The organism is Enterobacter cloacae complex sp. IR5403 (assembly GCF_049238705.1).
In the GTDB taxonomy this organism is placed as follows: domain Bacteria; phylum Pseudomonadota; class Gammaproteobacteria; order Enterobacterales; family Enterobacteriaceae; genus Enterobacter; species Enterobacter hormaechei_C.
Window position 1 is genome coordinate 17,351 of record NZ_JBMKHP010000016.1, and the last position, 15,761, is coordinate 33,111.

The following is a 15,761-nucleotide window of genomic DNA, read 5'->3' on the forward strand; positions in this document are numbered from 1 at the left end:
CAGCCGTTTCGCTTGCGGCAAAATTCCGCCCTCAGGCTGGACCAGGGTTGTCTCAGATTCTGAGTATGTTAGGGTAATGCCAGTTAACTATTTACCATGGTAATCATATCGACATAAACAAATAACAGGACACTCTCTATTGCATGGCAATTAAATTAGAAGTGAAAAATCTTTATAAAGTATTTGGCGAGCACCCGCAGCGTGCTTTCAAATATATTGAGAAAGGCCTTTCGAAAGAGCAAATTCTGGAAAAAACCGGGCTATCGCTTGGCGTTAAAGACGCCAGTCTGGCCATTGAAGAAGGCGAGATTTTTGTCATCATGGGATTATCCGGTTCGGGTAAATCCACTATGGTTCGCCTTCTCAATCGCCTGATTGAACCCACCCGCGGACAGGTGCTGATAGACGGCGTGGATATCGCCAGAATATCAGACGCCGAACTCCGCGAGGTGCGCAGAAAGAAAATTGCGATGGTATTTCAGTCATTTGCACTGATGCCGCACATGACGGTACTCGATAATACCGCCTTTGGCATGGAGTTAGCCGGTACGCCCGCTCAGGAACGTCAGGAAAAAGCCCTTGATGCACTGCGTCAGGTCGGGCTGGAAAATTATGCTCATGCGTATCCGGATGAACTCTCCGGCGGTATGCGTCAGCGTGTGGGATTAGCGCGCGCATTAGCGATTAATCCGGACATTTTATTAATGGACGAAGCCTTCTCGGCGCTCGATCCCTTAATTCGCACCGAGATGCAGGATGAACTGGTAAAATTACAGGCCAAACATCAGCGCACCATTGTTTTTATTTCTCACGATCTGGATGAAGCCATGCGTATTGGCGACCGTATCGCCATTATGCAAAATGGTGAAGTGGTGCAGGTCGGTACGCCGGATGAAATTCTCAATAATCCGGCGAATGATTATGTGCGCACCTTCTTCCGCGGCGTGGATATTAGCCACGTATTCAGTGCGAAAGATATTGCCCGTCGAACACCAAACGGCATTATTCGTAAAACGCCAGGTTTTGGCCCGCGCTCCGCGCTGAAGCTGTTGCAGGACGAAGACCGTGAATACGGTTATCTGGTTGAACGCGGCAATAAATTTGTCGGCGTGGTCTCCATTGACTCTCTGAAAACCGCCCTGAGCGAAAACCAGGGAATCGATGCGGCGTTGATTGACGCTCCGCTTGCCGTGGACGCCGAAACGCCGCTCAGCGAGTTGCTCTCTCACGTGGGTCAGGCGCCGTGCGCCGTGCCGGTCGTCGGTGAAGAACAACAGTACGTTGGCATCATCTCAAAACGGATGCTGCTACAGGCTTTAGATCGCGAGGGGACAAACAATGGCTGATCAATCAAACCCATGGGGCACCACTGAAGCAGCGGACAGCGCGGCGCAATCTGCCGATGCGTGGGGGTCGACGCCTGCGCCTGCCGATGGCGGCGGCGCGGCAGACTGGCTCAACAGCGCACCAGCGCCTGCCCCAGAGCATTTCAATATTATGGATCCGTTCCACAAGACGCTGATCCCGCTGGATAGCTGGGTAACGGAGGGGATCGACTGGGTCGTTACCCACTTCCGTCCGGTGTTCCAGGGGATCCGCATCCCGGTGGATTACATCCTGAACGGCTTCCAGCAGCTGATGCTGGGCATGCCCGCGCCGGTGGCGATTATCCTGTTCTCGCTGATCGCATGGCAGTTCGGCAGCGCGGGTATGGGGATCGCCACGCTCATCTCCCTGATTGCCATCGGCGCGATTGGCGCGTGGTCTCAGGCGATGATCACCCTGGCGCTGGTGCTGACCGCCCTGCTGTTCTGCGTGGTGATCGGCCTGCCGATGGGGATCTGGCTGGCGCGCAGCCCCAGGGCCGCGAAGATTATCCGCCCGCTGCTGGATGCGATGCAGACCACGCCAGCGTTCGTTTACCTGGTGCCTATCGTGATGCTGTTCGGCATCGGTAACGTACCGGGGGTGGTCGTGACCATTATCTTCGCCCTGCCACCGATTATTCGCCTGACCATTCTGGGCATTAACCAGGTGCCTGCGGATCTGATAGAGGCATCGCGCTCGTTCGGCGCCAGCCCGCGTCAGATGCTGTTTAAGGTTCAGCTTCCGCTGGCGATGCCGACCATTATGGCAGGTGTTAACCAGACGCTGATGCTGGCGCTGTCGATGGTGGTGATCGCCTCGATGATTGCCGTTGGCGGGTTAGGTCAGATGGTACTGCGCGGCATTGGCCGTCTCGATATGGGGCTGGCGACCGTCGGCGGCGTCGGGATTGTGATCCTCGCCATCATTCTTGACCGCCTGACCCAGGCTGTCGGTCGTGATTCACGTAGTCGCGGCAACCGTCGCTGGTACACCACCGGCCCTGTCGGGTTACTCACCCGCCCATTTACAAAATAAGGAACAACGATGCGACATAACGTACTTTTTGCCACAGCGTTTGCGACCCTTGTCTCCACCAGCGCCGTTGCCGCTGACCTGCCGGGCAAAGGCATTACCGTGCAGCCGGTGCAGAGCACCATTTCGGAAGAGTCCTTCCAGACCCAGATTGTCAGCCGTGCGCTGGAGAAACTGGGCTATACGGTGAATACCGCCAGCGAAGTGGATTACAACGTGGGCTATACCTCCATTGCCTCCGGTGATGCCACCTTTACCGCCGTGAACTGGCAGCCGCTGCACGACGACATGTATGCCGCCGCAGGCGGTGACAAGAAATTCTACCGCGAAGGCACCTTTGTGACCGGCGCTGCGCAGGGATATCTGATCGACAAGAAAACCGCCGATAAATATCACATCACCAATATTGAACAGCTGAAAGATCCGAAGATCGCAAAACTGTTTGATACCAACGGTGACGGTAAAGCCGACATGATGGGCTGTTCGCCGGGCTGGGGCTGTGAAGCGGTGATTAACCACCAGAACAAAGCCTTCGATCTGGCGAAGACCGTCGACGTGAGCCACGGCAATTACTCTGCGATGATGGCCGACACCATCGCCCGCTTTAAAGAAGGCAAGCCGGTGATCTACTACACCTGGACGCCGTACTGGGTGAGCGACGTGCTGAAGCCGGGCAAAGACGTGGTGTGGTTGCAGGTGCCCTTCTCCTCCCTGCCAGGCGAGCAGAAAGATATCGACACCAAACTGCCAAACGGCATGAACTATGGCTTCCCGGTGAACACCATGCATATTGTGGCGAACAAAGCCTGGGCCGAGAAAAACCCGGCGGCGGCGAAGCTGTTCTCGGTGATGAAACTGCCGCTGGCAGACATTAACGCCCAGAACGCGATGATGCACGCGGGTAAATCATCCGAAGCTGATATCAAAGGCCACGTGGATGGCTGGATCAAAGCCCACCAGCAGCAGTTCGATGGCTGGGTGAAAGAGGCGCTTGAGGCGCAGAAGTAAAACATTTTCCCTCACCCTAACCCTCTCCCAGGGGGAGAGGGGACGATGACCACCCTCTCCCTTTGGGAGAGGGCCGGGGTGAGGGGCTTAACCGCACAATCCACCACGTAACTATTCCCCAACATTCACCATCATTGGTTATTATGTTTCCGGAAAAATAATCACTTAACTCACGATTCCTGAAACTAATGACAAAAACAACTCAAGGGCTTAGCCCCGCACTCATCCTTTTAATGTCCGTGGCAACGGGTCTGGCCGTCGCCAGCAACTATTACGCACAACCACTGCTCGACACCATCGCACGCGCCTTCGATCTTTCAGCCAGCTCCGCCGGGTTTATTGTCACCGCCGCACAGCTCGGCTATGCGGCCGGGCTGCTCTTCCTGGTGCCATTAGGCGATATGTTTGAGCGCCGGATGCTTATCGTCTCCATGACGCTGCTGGCGGCGGGCGGGATGTTGATCACCGCCAGCAGCCAGTCGTTAACGATGATGATTATCGGCACCGCGCTGACGGGGCTGTTCTCGGTGGTGGCGCAAATTCTGGTTCCCCTCGCCGCGACGCTGGCTTCCCCGGAAAAACGCGGCAAAGTGGTCGGCACTATCATGAGCGGCCTGCTGCTGGGCATCCTGCTGGCGCGAACCGTTGCCGGGCTGCTGGCGAGCCTCGGCGGCTGGCGCACCGTTTACTGGGTGGCGAGCGTGCTGATGGTTATCATGGCGCTGGCCCTGTGGCGCGGCCTGCCAAAGGTGAAGCAGGAAAATCACCTGAACTATCCGCAGCTCCTCGCCTCCGTTTTCAGCCTCTTCACCCGGGATAAACTCCTGCGCACGCGCGCCGTTCTGGGGTGTCTTACCTTCGCTAACTTCAGCATCTTATGGACGTCGATGGCATTTCTGCTCGCCGCGCCGCCGTTTAACTACTCAGAAGGCGTGATTGGCCTGTTCGGGCTGGCAGGCGCGGCTGGCGCACTGGGCGCGCGCCCGGCGGGTGGGCTGGCTGATAAAGGTAAATCTCATATGACCACCTCCGCAGGGCTGGTTTTACTCCTGCTCTCCTGGGCGGCCATCTGGTACGGACACGTCTCCGTGCTGGCGCTGATTGTCGGTATTCTGGTGCTCGACCTCACCGTGCAGGGCGTACACATCACCAACCAGACCGTGATTTACCGGGTGAAGCCGGACGCCCGTAACCGTCTGACGGCCGGGTACATGACCAGCTACTTTATCGGCGGCGCGGCGGGCTCGCTCATCTCAGCCTCCGCCTGGCAGCATGCGGGCTGGACGGGCGTGTGCGCCATCGGCGCCATCGTCGCGGCGATAAATCTGCTGGTATGGTGGCGCGGCTATCACCGTCAGGAAGCAATTCACTAAGTTTTACATTGCTTTGGGCCCCCTGGGGTGTAAAGGGGGCCTGCATCTGTTAAGGTAACGGTAATCATTTATCCCAGAAATTTTACTGTGGGTGACATATTTACTACCGGCATGAATAGTTCAGACCCCTGTCCTCACATCCCCTCTTTCGCGGGTACACACCCCACGCTCTCTGTGCTCACCGGGTCACGGATTTACCCGGCGCTTTCTGATGGTGACATACGTTTGGCGGATATAACCGCACAAATAATTCATTTACATTATTTGTCACTGTCGTTACTATATCGGCTGTAATTAATGAGGTTATGCCCAAAATGGATAGTTCGTTTACGCCCATTGAACAAATGCTTAAGTTCCGCGCCAGTCGTCATGAGGACTTCCCGTATCAGGAAATCCTGCTGACCCGCCTGTGCATGCACATGCAGGGTAAGCTGCTGGAAAATCGTAACAAGATGCTGAAAGCGCAAGGGATTAACGAGACGTTGTTTATGGCGTTGATTACGCTGGAGTCTCAGGAAAATCACAGCATTCAGCCGTCGGAACTGAGCTGTGCGCTGGGGTCATCCCGTACCAATGCGACCCGTATCGCGGATGAACTGGAAAAGCGCGGCTGGATTGAACGCCGTGAAAGCGATAACGATCGCCGCTGCCTGCATCTGCAACTGACCGAGAAAGGTCACGAATTCTTGCGCGAAGTGCTGCCACCGCAGCACAACTGCCTGCACCAGCTCTGGTCTGCCCTCAGCACCGCCGAGCGCGACCAGCTTGAGCACATTACTCGCAAGCTGCTCACCCGTCTGGACCAGATGGATGAAGACGGCGTCATCCTTGAGGCGCTGCGCTAACGCGACGATCCGCTCAACATTCCAGATTGCTAAAAAGAAAAACTGACAGGCCAGCACGTGAAACTGCTGGCCTTTCTGACAACAGGTCGGCTCAGCCGATGTGAAAATAAAAAGATCGTGGAGAACAACAATGAGCGCAAATGCGGAGAACACCCTCCCGCAGCAACCGGCCAACAAAAAGGGCAAACGTAAGAGCGCCCTTATTCTGCTGACCTTGCTCTTTATTATTATTGCCGTGGCATATGGGATCTATTGGTTTTTAGTCTTGCGTCATGTTGAAGAGACAGACGATGCATACGTGGCAGGGAATCAGGTTCAAATCATGGCGCAGGTGTCAGGCAGCGTGACGAAAGTCTGGGCTGATAACACCGACTTTGTGAAAAAAGGCGATGTGCTGGTCACGCTCGACCCGACCGACGCCCAACAGGCGTTTGAAAAAGCACAGACGGCGCTGGCCTCCAGCGTTCGCCAGACCCGCCAGCTGATGATCAACAGCAAGCAGCTTCAGGCCAATATCGACGTGCAGAAAACGGCCCTGGCTCAGGCGCAGAGCGACCTCAATCGTCGTGTTCCTCTCGGCACCGCCAACCTGATTGGCCGTGAAGAGTTGCAGCACGCCCGCGACGCGGTGGCCAGCGCACAGGCGCAACTGGACGTGGCGATCCAACAGTACAACGCTAATCAGGCGATGGTGCTGGGTACTTCTCTGGAAAACCAGCCAGCGGTGAAACAGGCGGCGACCGAAGTGCGTAACGCATGGCTTGCCCTGCAACGTACCAAAATCGTCAGCCCGATGACCGGCTACGTTTCCCGTCGTTCCGTACAGCCAGGGGCGCAGATTAGCACCACCACGCCGCTAATGGCGGTCGTTCCGGCGAACAATCTGTGGGTCGATGCGAACTTCAAAGAGACCCAGCTGGCGCATATGCGTATCGGCCAGACCGCGACCGTGGTCAGCGATATTTACGGCGATGACGTTAAGTACACCGGAAAAGTGGTCGGTCTGGACATGGGGACCGGCAGCGCGTTCAGCCTGCTGCCTGCACAGAACGCCACCGGCAACTGGATCAAAGTGGTTCAGCGCTTGCCTGTGCGTATCGAGCTGGATCCTAAGCAGCTGGCAGACCATCCGCTGCGAATTGGCCTTTCCACGCTGGTGACGGTCGATACCGCCAACCGCGACGGTCAGATCCTCGCAAGCCAGGTGCGCAGTACGCCAGCTTATGAAAGTAACGCCCGTGAAATTAGCCTCGATCCGGTCAATAAGCTGATCGATGACATCGTGAAGGCAAACGCCGGTTAAGCCGAAGGTGAGCGTTATGCAACAGCAAAAGCCGCAAAAACCGCTGGAGGGGGCGCAGCTGGTCATTATGACCATTGCGCTGTCGCTGGCGACATTCATGCAGGTGCTGGACTCCACCATCGCAAACGTGGCGATCCCTACGATCGCCGGGAACCTTGGCTCATCGCTGAGCCAGGGGACCTGGGTCATTACCTCGTTCGGGGTGGCGAACGCCATCTCCATTCCCATCACCGGCTGGCTGGCGAAGCGCGTCGGTGAAGTGAAGCTGTTCCTCTGGTCGACGATCCTGTTCGTGCTGGCCTCCTGGGCCTGCGGCATGTCCAGCAGCCTGACGATGCTGATTTTCTTCCGCGTCATCCAGGGGATTGTCGCCGGGCCGTTGATTCCGCTGTCGCAGAGTTTGCTGCTGAACAACTATCCGCCCGCCAAGCGCTCCATCGCGCTCGCGCTGTGGTCGATGACGGTGATCGTCGCCCCGATATGCGGGCCAATCCTCGGCGGCTATATCAGCGATAACTATCACTGGGGCTGGATCTTCTTCATCAACGTGCCCATCGGTGCGCTGGTGGTGCTGATGACGCTACAGTCTCTGCGTGGTCGCGAAACGCGGACCGAACAGCGGCGGATCGACGGCATCGGGCTGGCTCTGCTGGTTGTCGGCATCGGCAGCCTGCAAATCATGCTCGACCGCGGCAAAGAGCTGGACTGGTTTGCCTCTACGGAAATCATTGTGCTGACGGTGGTCGCCGTGGTGGCCATCAGCTTCCTGATTGTCTGGGAGCTGACGGACGATAATCCGATAGTCGACCTCTCGCTGTTTAAATCGCGAAACTTCACCATCGGCTGCCTCTGTATCAGCCTCGCCTATATGCTCTACTTCGGCGCGATTGTTCTGCTGCCGCAGCTGTTGCAGGAGGTGTACGGCTATACCGCAACCTGGGCGGGGCTGGCCTCCGCGCCGGTGGGGTTAATTCCGGTTCTGCTGTCGCCGATTATTGGCCGTTTCGCCCATAAGCTCGACATGCGCAGGCTGGTGACGTTCAGCTTCATCATGTACGCCGTGTGCTTCTACTGGCGCGCGTATACGTTTGAACCGGGAATGGACTTTGGCGCCTCCGCGTGGCCGCAGTTTATTCAGGGCTTCGCCGTAGCATGCTTCTTTATGCCGCTGACCACCATTACGCTCTCCGGCTTGCCCCCTGAGCGGATGGCGGCGGCATCGAGCCTGTCGAACTTCACCCGTACGCTGGCGGGCTCCATCGGGACATCGATCACCACCACGCTGTGGACCAACCGGGAATCGATGCACCATGCTCAACTCACCGAAGCGGTGAACCCGTTCAACCCTAACGCTCAGCAGATGTATAGCCAGCTTGAGGGGATGGGGATGACGGAGCAGCAGGCGTCCGGCTGGCTTGCCCAGCAGATCACCAACCAGGGGCTGATTATCTCGGCAAACGAGATTTTCTGGATATCGGCGGGGATCTTCATCGTCCTGCTGGGGCTGGTGTGGTTTGCCAAACCACCGTTTGGGGCCGGTAGCGGGGGCGGTGGGGCGCACTAGCTCTGTGCTCGGGTTGCCGGGTGGCGGCTACGCCTTACCCGGCCTACGATAACCGGCACATCCGTAGGCCCGGTAAGGCGTAGCCGCCACCGGGCAACAATCGCCCCCCTTGTCCAAAACGCGACAGCGATTGTCAGTTCCGATAAAGCAGCGCGCCTGAAATCGATTCACGATAGTGAAAAGACAACAGGAGCGCACCATGCTGAACACACCCGCCGACAAATACCAGCCTTACCCCACCCTTTCGTTGCCCGACCGCCGCTGGCCGGAGCAGATTATCACCCGCGCCCCGCGCTGGCTCTCGACCGACTTACGCGACGGTAACCAGGCGCTGGCCGAGCCGATGGACAGCGCGCGCAAGCTGCAATTCTGGGATCTGCTGCTGAGCTGCGGGTTTAAAGAAATAGAAGTCGCCTTCCCGTCCGCCTCGCAGACGGACTTCAATTTTGTGCGCCAGCTGATTGAGGAGAACCGCATCCCGGATGACGTCACCATTCAGGTGTTAACGCAGGCGCGGGACGATCTTATCCGTCGCACTTTCGACTCCCTGCGCGGCGCGAAGCAGGCCACCGTTCACCTGTATAACGCCACCGCCCCGCTGTTCCGCCGTCTGGTATTCGGCATGGAGAAAGCGCAAATCGTCGAGCTGGCGACGCGCGCGACGCGCCTGATTCGTCAGCTGTGTGAAGAGAACCCTGACACCCGCTGGCAGTACGAGTACTCCCCGGAAACCTTCTGCTTTACCGAACCGGAGTTTGCGCTGGAGATTTGTGAAGCCGTGGCGGAGATCTGGCAGCCGTGCGCGGCGCGTCCGATGATCGTCAACCTGCCCGCGACCGTCGAAGTGAGCACGCCGAACGTCTATGCCGACCAGATCGAGTATTTCTGCCGCCACTTCAGCCGCCGCAGTGACGTCTGTATCAGCGTACATCCGCATAACGATCGCGGAACGGGCGTCGCCAGCGCGGAGCTGGCCGTCATGGCCGGGGCTGACCGCGTGGAGGGCTGCCTGTTTGGTAACGGTGAGCGCACGGGCAACGTCTGCCTGGTGACGCTGGCGATGAACCTCTACAGCCAGGGCATTAGCCCGAATCTGGATTTCAGCGATATGAATCGGGTGGTTGAAACGGTAGAAACCTGCAACCAGCTGCCCGTCCATCCGCGCCATCCGTGGGCCGGTCGTCTGGCTTACACCGCCTTCTCCGGCTCGCACCAGGATGCCATCAAGAAAGGTTTCGATGCCCGTAAGCCTGGCGAACGCTGGGAGATGCCCTATCTGCCCGTCGACCCGCAGGATATTGGCTGTACCTATGAAGCGGTGATCCGCGTGAACAGCCAGTCAGGAAAAAGCGGAAGCGCCTGGCTTATTGAGCAAAACCATGGTCTGAAATTGCCTCGCGCCCTGCAACAGGATTTTAGCCAGCACGTGCAGCAGGAAACGGATAACCATGGAAAAGAGATGACGCAGAATGCGCTCTGGCAGCTGTTCCGCGCCCGCTACGGCCTGGTGGCGAGCCCGCCATTAGCGCTGCAATCGTACCGCAGCGACAGCCAGCAGGACGGCCAGCTGCGGCTGACGGCAAGCGTCGCCACGCAAGGGGGCACCCGCCAGCTGGAAGGTCAGGGGAACGGTTTGCTCTCCGCCGCCGCTCACGGCTTAAGCCGCTGGATCAACGCGCCGTTTGTGATTAAGGATTATCACGAACATACGTTAGGCGAACGTAGCGACAGCCGCTCGGTGGCCTATATCCGCTGCCTGTTCCAGGACGGGACCAGCCGCTGGGGCGTGGGCATCGACAGCGACGTGGCGCGCGCGTCGATTCAGGCGCTTTTTAACGCGGTCAGTCATTCCTGAAGTAATCGCTGGGTGAGAGACCCATCACCCGACGAAACATTGCCGTAAAGGCGCTGTGGCTGCCATACCCCAGATCCAGCGCCACGCGTAATACCGGCTGGCCCTGCGCCAGCCGCACTAAGGCTTCCAGCAGTCGCGCCCTTCTCACCCACTCGCCGTAGCTCAGGCCTGTCTGCTGCTGAAAATGACGGTTCAGCGTGCGTTCGCTCATCCCCACAATACCTGCGGCCTGGGCGCTGCTCCAGCTTTCTCCCGGGGCCATTCGAATCTGCTGGCAGAGGTGGCGCAGCGCTTCGCTTTCCGGCTCGGGCAGGTGAAACGGCAGTACCGGCATGAGGCGAATTTCATCGAGGATCAGCTCATAAACACGTTCATCGCGGCTTCCGGGTGCGTAAGATTCAGGAAGCGTAAGGGAGGTCAGGATCAGCTCGCGCAGCAGGGGCGAGATCTGCACGATCTGGCAGGTCGCCGGGAGATCGGCGCGCGCCAGCGGGTCGATAAACAGCGTGCGGGCGGCAACGTTGCCGGTGATGCGCAGGGCGTGCTGCGTACCCGCAGGTAGCCAGACGCCGCGACCGGGCGGCACCACCCAGCAGCCGGATGCGGTATCCACCCGCACGACGCCGGTGAGGCTGTGCAGGAGCTGCGCGCAGTCGTGCTGATGCCACGGCTCGCTGTCGCCATGAGCATAATCATGCGAAAACGGCACAAGCGGGCGATGGGTAAAGGAGAAGGTGGTGGTTGTCGTCATCAGGATTGTAGGCCCGGTCAGCGAAGCGCCACCGGGCATCCACAGGCACGATACTAAATGTGCAGTTCCTGAAGTTTTTCTTTTGGCAGGGCCAGCTCGTCATTGCTGTTTACACGAACATCACGTTCGATGATATGACGGGCAATCTCCTGAGCTTCTTCCAGAGAGTGCATCTGGTAAGTGCCGCACTGGTAAACGTTCAGCTCAGGGATCTGGTTCTGCTCTTTCACCTTCAGCACGTCTTCCATCGCTGCTTTCCACGCATCCGCGATGCGTTTCTCATCAGGCTGACCAATCAGGCTCATGTAGAAACCGGTGCGGCAGCCCATCGGAGAGATATCGATGATCTCCACGCCGTTGCCGTTCAGGTGGTCGCGCATGAATCCGGCGAACAGGTGTTCCAGCGTGTGAATGCCTTTCTCTGGCATCACTTCTTTATTCGGCACGCAGAAGCGCAGGTCGAAAACGGTGATCGTGTCGCCGTGCGGGGTGTTCATGGTCTTCGCCACGCGGACTGCGGGTGCTTCCATACGGGTATGGTCGACAGTAAAGCTATCTAATAACGGCATACGTCACCTCCGATAGTGATTTTTTTTAAAATAAACTGAACTCTTCTACAGAATGCGCGTCTGAGTATATGAAAGACGCGCATTTGTTATCATCATCCCTGAATTCAGAGATGTATATTTTGGCCACAGCGATGTGGCCTTTTTCTTTTGGTTCAGGCCTGCTTCGCCAGAAACGCCTCAAACGACTCCGTATCCGCCGCTTCGACCTCTTTCTGACGCACAACGGACGCATCGCGCTCTGCCACAAAATCCGCTTCGCTCAGGATCTCTAACGGCTCCTGCATCAGCATCTCACGGTACTCCGCTGAGAGTGAACGCCCTGTGCCACCAATTCCCTGCTCAATCATAGAACGCAGAATACGTGCTGAGAATGTCAGTTCCGGGTTATCAAAGCTTTCAACCAGTTCGTCGCAGACCTTCTGGTAAGCTTCGCCGCCGTACACGCTGTCCAGCGTCTGGGCTACGCGCTTCAGGTCATGGAACAGATCCTTCCCTACCTTAGACAGTGGGAACTGAGCCGTTTCACAGCCAATACCTAACGTCAGACCCGGCTTGCGCCCTTCCAGAATCACGCGATTCCAGTTGGCACGGGTACAAAGCAGTTCGTCGGAACTCATTTCCGGCGCATCCGCCAGGACGCACCAGACCATAAACAGGTCAAGGAAGCGAACCTGCTGCTCGTCAACGCCAATCGGTGAGAACGGGTTGATATCCAGCGAGCGCACTTCAATGTATTCAATCCCGCCGCGCTGTAGCGCATCCGACGGCGTTTCACCGCTGCGCGTCACGCGCTTCGGACGAATCGGCGCATACAGTTCATTTTCAATCTGCAACACGTTGGTGTTAATTTGCAGGCGTTTACCGTCTTTTTCGAGGCCGATTTTTTCGTACTCTTCCGACGGGGTTTTTATCGCCCGCTTCAAGCCTGCCACATATTCGTGCAGATCGTTAAACGTAATTCCGAGATTGCTTTGCGATTTATTGGTATAGCCAAGGTCGCTCAGGCGCAGGGAAGTCGCGTACGGCAGGTAATACATGCCACATTCGGTCTTCTCGAACGGCAGCGTGGTCGGTTTCCCTTGCAGGAACGATGAACAGATGGCCGGGGACGCGCCGAACAGATACGGAATAACCCAGCCAAAACGGTAGTAGTTGCGGATCAGGCGGAAGTAGCCCGCGGAGATCGCTTCTTTATCCGTTTCACCGCATTTCGCCTGCCAGAACGCCATCGGCAGAGAGAAATTGTAGTGCACGCCAGAGATCGTCTGCATCAGTGCGCCGTAGCGATTTTTCAGTCCTTCGCGATACAGCGTTTTCAGCCGACCAATATTCGAGGTGCCGTACTGCGCCAGCTCGATATCCTGCCCCTGCTCGATATAGCACGGCATGCTGAGCGGCCACATACGCTCGTCGCCAAGATTGCGGGCGGTGAAGCGATGCACGTCGCGCATGATCGTCAGCATATGATCAATATCACCGTCTACTGGCGTGATGAACTCCAGCAGCGCTTCGGCGAAATCGGTTGTGATCCATTTATGTGTCAGCGCCGAGCCTAACACCTTCGGGTGTCCCGTAGTCGCTAAGCTACCATCCGCATTTACGCGCAGCGTTTCGCGCTCAAGCCCACGCTGAATCCCCTTCAGTGCCTGAGGGTGATTTTCCAGCCAGGCCAGCGCCTGTGATACGTCCGGGATCAATTTGACCTCCCGCCTGTCAAAAAATTGTCACTCAGCATAATTGTAATGGTTGACGATTGAAGGTCGCGAATTCATTCCACCAATTAGTGCCACCACGTCATACCCTGTAGTGTTACCCATGCCAGTAAAACATAGCGTAACGCCTTGCCAAGGCACAAAAAAAAGAGCACCGGTCCCCAGGAGATGCGCATCCATCCCGCCAGCAGACACAGTAAATCGCCTATTACAGGCATCCAGCTTAATAACAGCGTGGCAGCGCCATAGCGTTTTAGCCAGCCCACTGCCTTTTCCTGCCAGCGAGATTTTTCGCGTAGCGGAAAGAAACGTCCAAGAATAACGTTAGTCAGCCCTCCAAGGCTATTACCCATTGTTGCTATTAAGACCAGCAACCAGGGCTGACTTACGCCGGACAACAGCATCGCCACCAGCACCACTTCCGAATTCCCCGGTAAGAGGGTGGAGCTTAAAAAACTGCTGGCGAATAATGAAGCGAGTGACAGCGCGTCACTCACAGTAAGCGAACGTCCACCGCCGCCATTCCGGCATCACGCGCGGCCTGAATGCCAAAATCAGCATCTTCAAACACCACGCATTTTGCAGGTGGAACACCCATTAATTCTGCACAGAGCAGGAAGGTATCCGGTGCGGGTTTGTGATGTTTAACATGATCGGCAGCAACGACGGCAGAAAAATAGTGGCGCAGGCCAAGGTGGTTGAGGAGCGCTTCAGCAATCGCGCTCTCGCTGCCCGTACCGACAGACATAGGACGACGCCCATGCCACTCCTTGACGACGTCAATGAGTGGTAAAGGCTGCACGGTGTCTAACAGTATGGCTTTTACCGCGTCGGTTTTTTCACGCGCGAGCTGATGCGGGTCGAGATCGGCCTGATTCAGCTCAATCACGGCCTGTGCGATACGCCAGGTGGGCGATCCGTTGAGGGCAATCATCGCCTGTAAATCGAAACGCATACCGTAACGGCCCAGGACTTCGGTCCAGGCCTGACGATGTGTGGGTTCGGTATCCAGGAGGGTGCCGTCCATGTCGAAGATCAAACCGTCATACTGTGCGTACATCGTGCTCTCGCTAAACGATTAACAAAGCATTACTTTATCGTAAAAGGGGATTTTTGTCGCTGACAGAGAGAGTGATTGCTGACGAAACGTCGAAGGAATAAACAAAGGGGGAGAATATGGTGCATCCGGGAGGATTCGAACCTCCGACCGCTCGGTTCGTAGCCGAGTACTCTATCCAGCTGAGCTACGGATGCATCGGGGAAATGCTTTTAGAAACAGTAAATGGTGCATCCGGGAGGATTACTCGGCTGCGCCTCGCCCTTCGGGCCGTTGCTAAAGCAACGTTATCCTCCCTGGTGCTTGCGATTAACTCGCAGACCTTGAAACAACAGTATCGCTGTTATCTCGGAGAATATGGTGCATCCGGGAGGATTCGAACCTCCGACCGCTCGGTTCGTAGCCGAGTACTCTATCCAGCTGAGCTACGGATGCATCAGGGAACTGCTTTCAGAAATAGTAAATGGTGCATCCGGGAGGATTCGAACCTCCGACCGCTCGGTTCGTAGCCGAGTACTCTATCCAGCTGAGCTACGGATGCATCGGGATTTACTACTGTACTGCTCGATATTCATATCACTTCGAAAGCAATATGAAGTAATAGATGGTGCATCCGGGAGGATTCGAACCTCCGACCGCTCGGTTCGTAGCCGAGTACTCTATCCAGCTGAGCTACGGATGCAAAATGGCGGTGAGGCGGGGATTCGAACCCCGGATGCAGCTTTTGACCGCATACTCCCTTAGCAGGGGAGCGCCTTCAGCCTCTCGGCCACCTCACCACACAACGCCTCTTTCGAGTGCTTCGAGCAACTCGTTAAGAGCTTCTCGTCGCTGCGTGGCGCATATATTACTTTCTGAGACTTATAAGTCAAACAATTTTCCACATGCTTTTTTCGTTTGCACAATTCGCACGCAATTCGCATGTAAAAGCCGCAAAGAGAGTGTTTTATAAGCGGATTTTGCAGGCATCTTCACAGAATTGTGTTGAGAGAAGCGCGTCTTTTAGGTGAGATAAGATTATAAGAGTGGTCAAAAACGAAGCGTTTGAAATAGAACGGTAACTTTATGCAGGAAAAATAGCAGGAGGGTTGCGTCTCGCCCGACAGCGAGACGCGACAATATCAGTAACTGGACTGCTGGGATTTTTCAGCCTGGATACGCTGGTAGATCTCTTCACGGTGGACAGATACTTCTTTAGGAGCGTTAACACCAATACGTACCTGGTTACCCTTTACCCCTAAAACTGTCACGGTGACCTCATCCCCAATCATGAGGGTCTCACCAACTCGACGAGTCAGAATCAGCATTCTTTGCTCCTTGAAAG

The 15,761-nt window shown here is 56.5% G+C and carries 14 protein-coding genes and 5 tRNA genes; 8 read left to right on the top strand and 11 right to left on the bottom strand.

The features are described 5' to 3' along the window. The first annotated feature begins 143 nt into the window (after positions 1–143). The 8 genes from proV to leuA all read left to right on the top strand — a co-directional run bounded on the left by proV (position 144) and on the right by leuA (position 10,348). A complete protein-coding gene (gene proV, locus ACOTW6_RS18180) occupies positions 144–1,346 on the top strand; it encodes a glycine betaine/L-proline ABC transporter ATP-binding protein ProV (RefSeq protein WP_022649131.1) in 1,203 nt (400 codons plus the stop codon). After that, complete coding sequence (proW, locus tag ACOTW6_RS18185) at positions 1,339–2,403, top strand: glycine betaine/L-proline ABC transporter permease ProW (RefSeq protein ID WP_015571659.1); 1,065 nt, start codon at positions 1,339–1,341, stop codon at positions 2,401–2,403. The genes proV and proW overlap by 8 nt, the downstream gene beginning before the upstream one ends. Positions 2,404–2,412: 9 nt before the next feature. After that, the gene (gene proX / locus ACOTW6_RS18190) at positions 2,413–3,408 is read left to right on the top strand and encodes a glycine betaine/L-proline ABC transporter substrate-binding protein ProX (RefSeq protein WP_017382774.1); all 996 of its coding nucleotides are present in this window, start codon (positions 2,413–2,415) and stop codon (positions 3,406–3,408) included. A gap of 188 nt (positions 3,409–3,596) precedes the next feature. After that, positions 3,597–4,781 carry an MFS transporter gene (locus ACOTW6_RS18195; protein ID WP_017692795.1) on the top strand — a complete coding sequence of 395 codons (1,185 nt, stop codon included), beginning with the start codon at positions 3,597–3,599 and terminating at the stop codon, positions 4,779–4,781. A 314-nt stretch (positions 4,782–5,095) separates the two neighbouring features. Beyond that, complete coding sequence (emrR, locus tag ACOTW6_RS18200; RefSeq protein WP_017694792.1) at positions 5,096–5,626, top strand: multidrug efflux transporter EmrAB transcriptional repressor EmrR; 531 nt, start codon at positions 5,096–5,098, stop codon at positions 5,624–5,626. 130 nt (positions 5,627–5,756) lie between these two features. Further along, on the top strand, positions 5,757–6,929 hold the full coding sequence (emrA, locus tag ACOTW6_RS18205) for a multidrug efflux MFS transporter periplasmic adaptor subunit EmrA (RefSeq protein ID WP_017382776.1): 1,173 nt from the start codon (positions 5,757–5,759) through the stop codon (positions 6,927–6,929). 16 nt (positions 6,930–6,945) lie between these two features. Then, positions 6,946–8,493: a multidrug efflux MFS transporter permease subunit EmrB gene (emrB, locus tag ACOTW6_RS18210; RefSeq protein WP_006811709.1), complete on the top strand. Its 1,548-nt coding sequence runs from the start codon at positions 6,946–6,948 to the stop codon at positions 8,491–8,493. A 199-nt stretch (positions 8,494–8,692) separates the two neighbouring features. Further along, positions 8,693–10,348: a 2-isopropylmalate synthase gene (gene leuA, locus ACOTW6_RS18215; RefSeq protein ID WP_062933552.1), complete on the top strand. Its 1,656-nt coding sequence runs from the start codon at positions 8,693–8,695 to the stop codon at positions 10,346–10,348. On the opposite strand, the gene ACOTW6_RS18220 is transcribed toward leuA, so the two are convergent. The 11 genes from ACOTW6_RS18220 to csrA all read right to left on the bottom strand — a co-directional run bounded on the left by ACOTW6_RS18220 (position 10,335) and on the right by csrA (position 15,744). Continuing rightward, positions 10,335–11,099, bottom strand: a complete 765-nt coding sequence (locus tag ACOTW6_RS18220; protein WP_003862181.1) for an AraC family transcriptional regulator — start codon at positions 11,097–11,099, stop codon at positions 10,335–10,337. The genes leuA and ACOTW6_RS18220 overlap by 14 nt on opposite strands. A 53-nt stretch (positions 11,100–11,152) precedes the next feature. Then, positions 11,153–11,668, bottom strand: coding sequence for an S-ribosylhomocysteine lyase (gene luxS, locus ACOTW6_RS18225; RefSeq protein WP_062933551.1), 516 nt, complete (start codon positions 11,666–11,668; stop codon positions 11,153–11,155). Positions 11,669–11,820: 152 nt separating this feature from the next. Beyond that, positions 11,821–13,365 (bottom strand): glutamate--cysteine ligase, encoded by a 1,545-nt coding sequence (gshA, locus tag ACOTW6_RS18230; protein ID WP_062933550.1) that lies wholly within the window; start codon positions 13,363–13,365, stop codon positions 11,821–11,823. An 83-nt stretch (positions 13,366–13,448) separates the two neighbouring features. Beyond that, on the bottom strand, positions 13,449–13,877 hold the full coding sequence (locus ACOTW6_RS18235; RefSeq protein ID WP_017692791.1) for a YqaA family protein: 429 nt from the start codon (positions 13,875–13,877) through the stop codon (positions 13,449–13,451). After that, entirely contained in the window at positions 13,874–14,440 is a 567-nt protein-coding gene (gene yqaB / locus ACOTW6_RS18240) for a fructose-1-phosphate/6-phosphogluconate phosphatase (RefSeq protein WP_015571665.1), read from the bottom strand. The genes ACOTW6_RS18235 and yqaB overlap by 4 nt, the downstream gene beginning before the upstream one ends. A gap of 117 nt (positions 14,441–14,557) precedes the next feature. After that, positions 14,558–14,634 (bottom strand) — tRNA-Arg (locus tag ACOTW6_RS18245). Between the two features lie 161 nt (positions 14,635–14,795). Then, positions 14,796–14,872 (bottom strand) — tRNA-Arg (locus ACOTW6_RS18250). A 29-nt stretch (positions 14,873–14,901) separates the two neighbouring features. Then, positions 14,902–14,978 (bottom strand) — tRNA-Arg (locus tag ACOTW6_RS18255). A 64-nt stretch (positions 14,979–15,042) separates the two neighbouring features. After that, a tRNA-Arg gene (locus tag ACOTW6_RS18260) sits at positions 15,043–15,119 on the bottom strand. A 4-nt stretch (positions 15,120–15,123) separates the two neighbouring features. Next, a tRNA-Ser gene (locus ACOTW6_RS18265) sits at positions 15,124–15,216 on the bottom strand. Positions 15,217–15,558: 342 nt separating this feature from the next. Next, on the bottom strand, positions 15,559–15,744 hold the full coding sequence (gene csrA / locus ACOTW6_RS18270; protein ID WP_000906486.1) for a carbon storage regulator CsrA: 186 nt from the start codon (positions 15,742–15,744) through the stop codon (positions 15,559–15,561). Positions 15,745–15,761 lie beyond the last annotated feature (17 nt).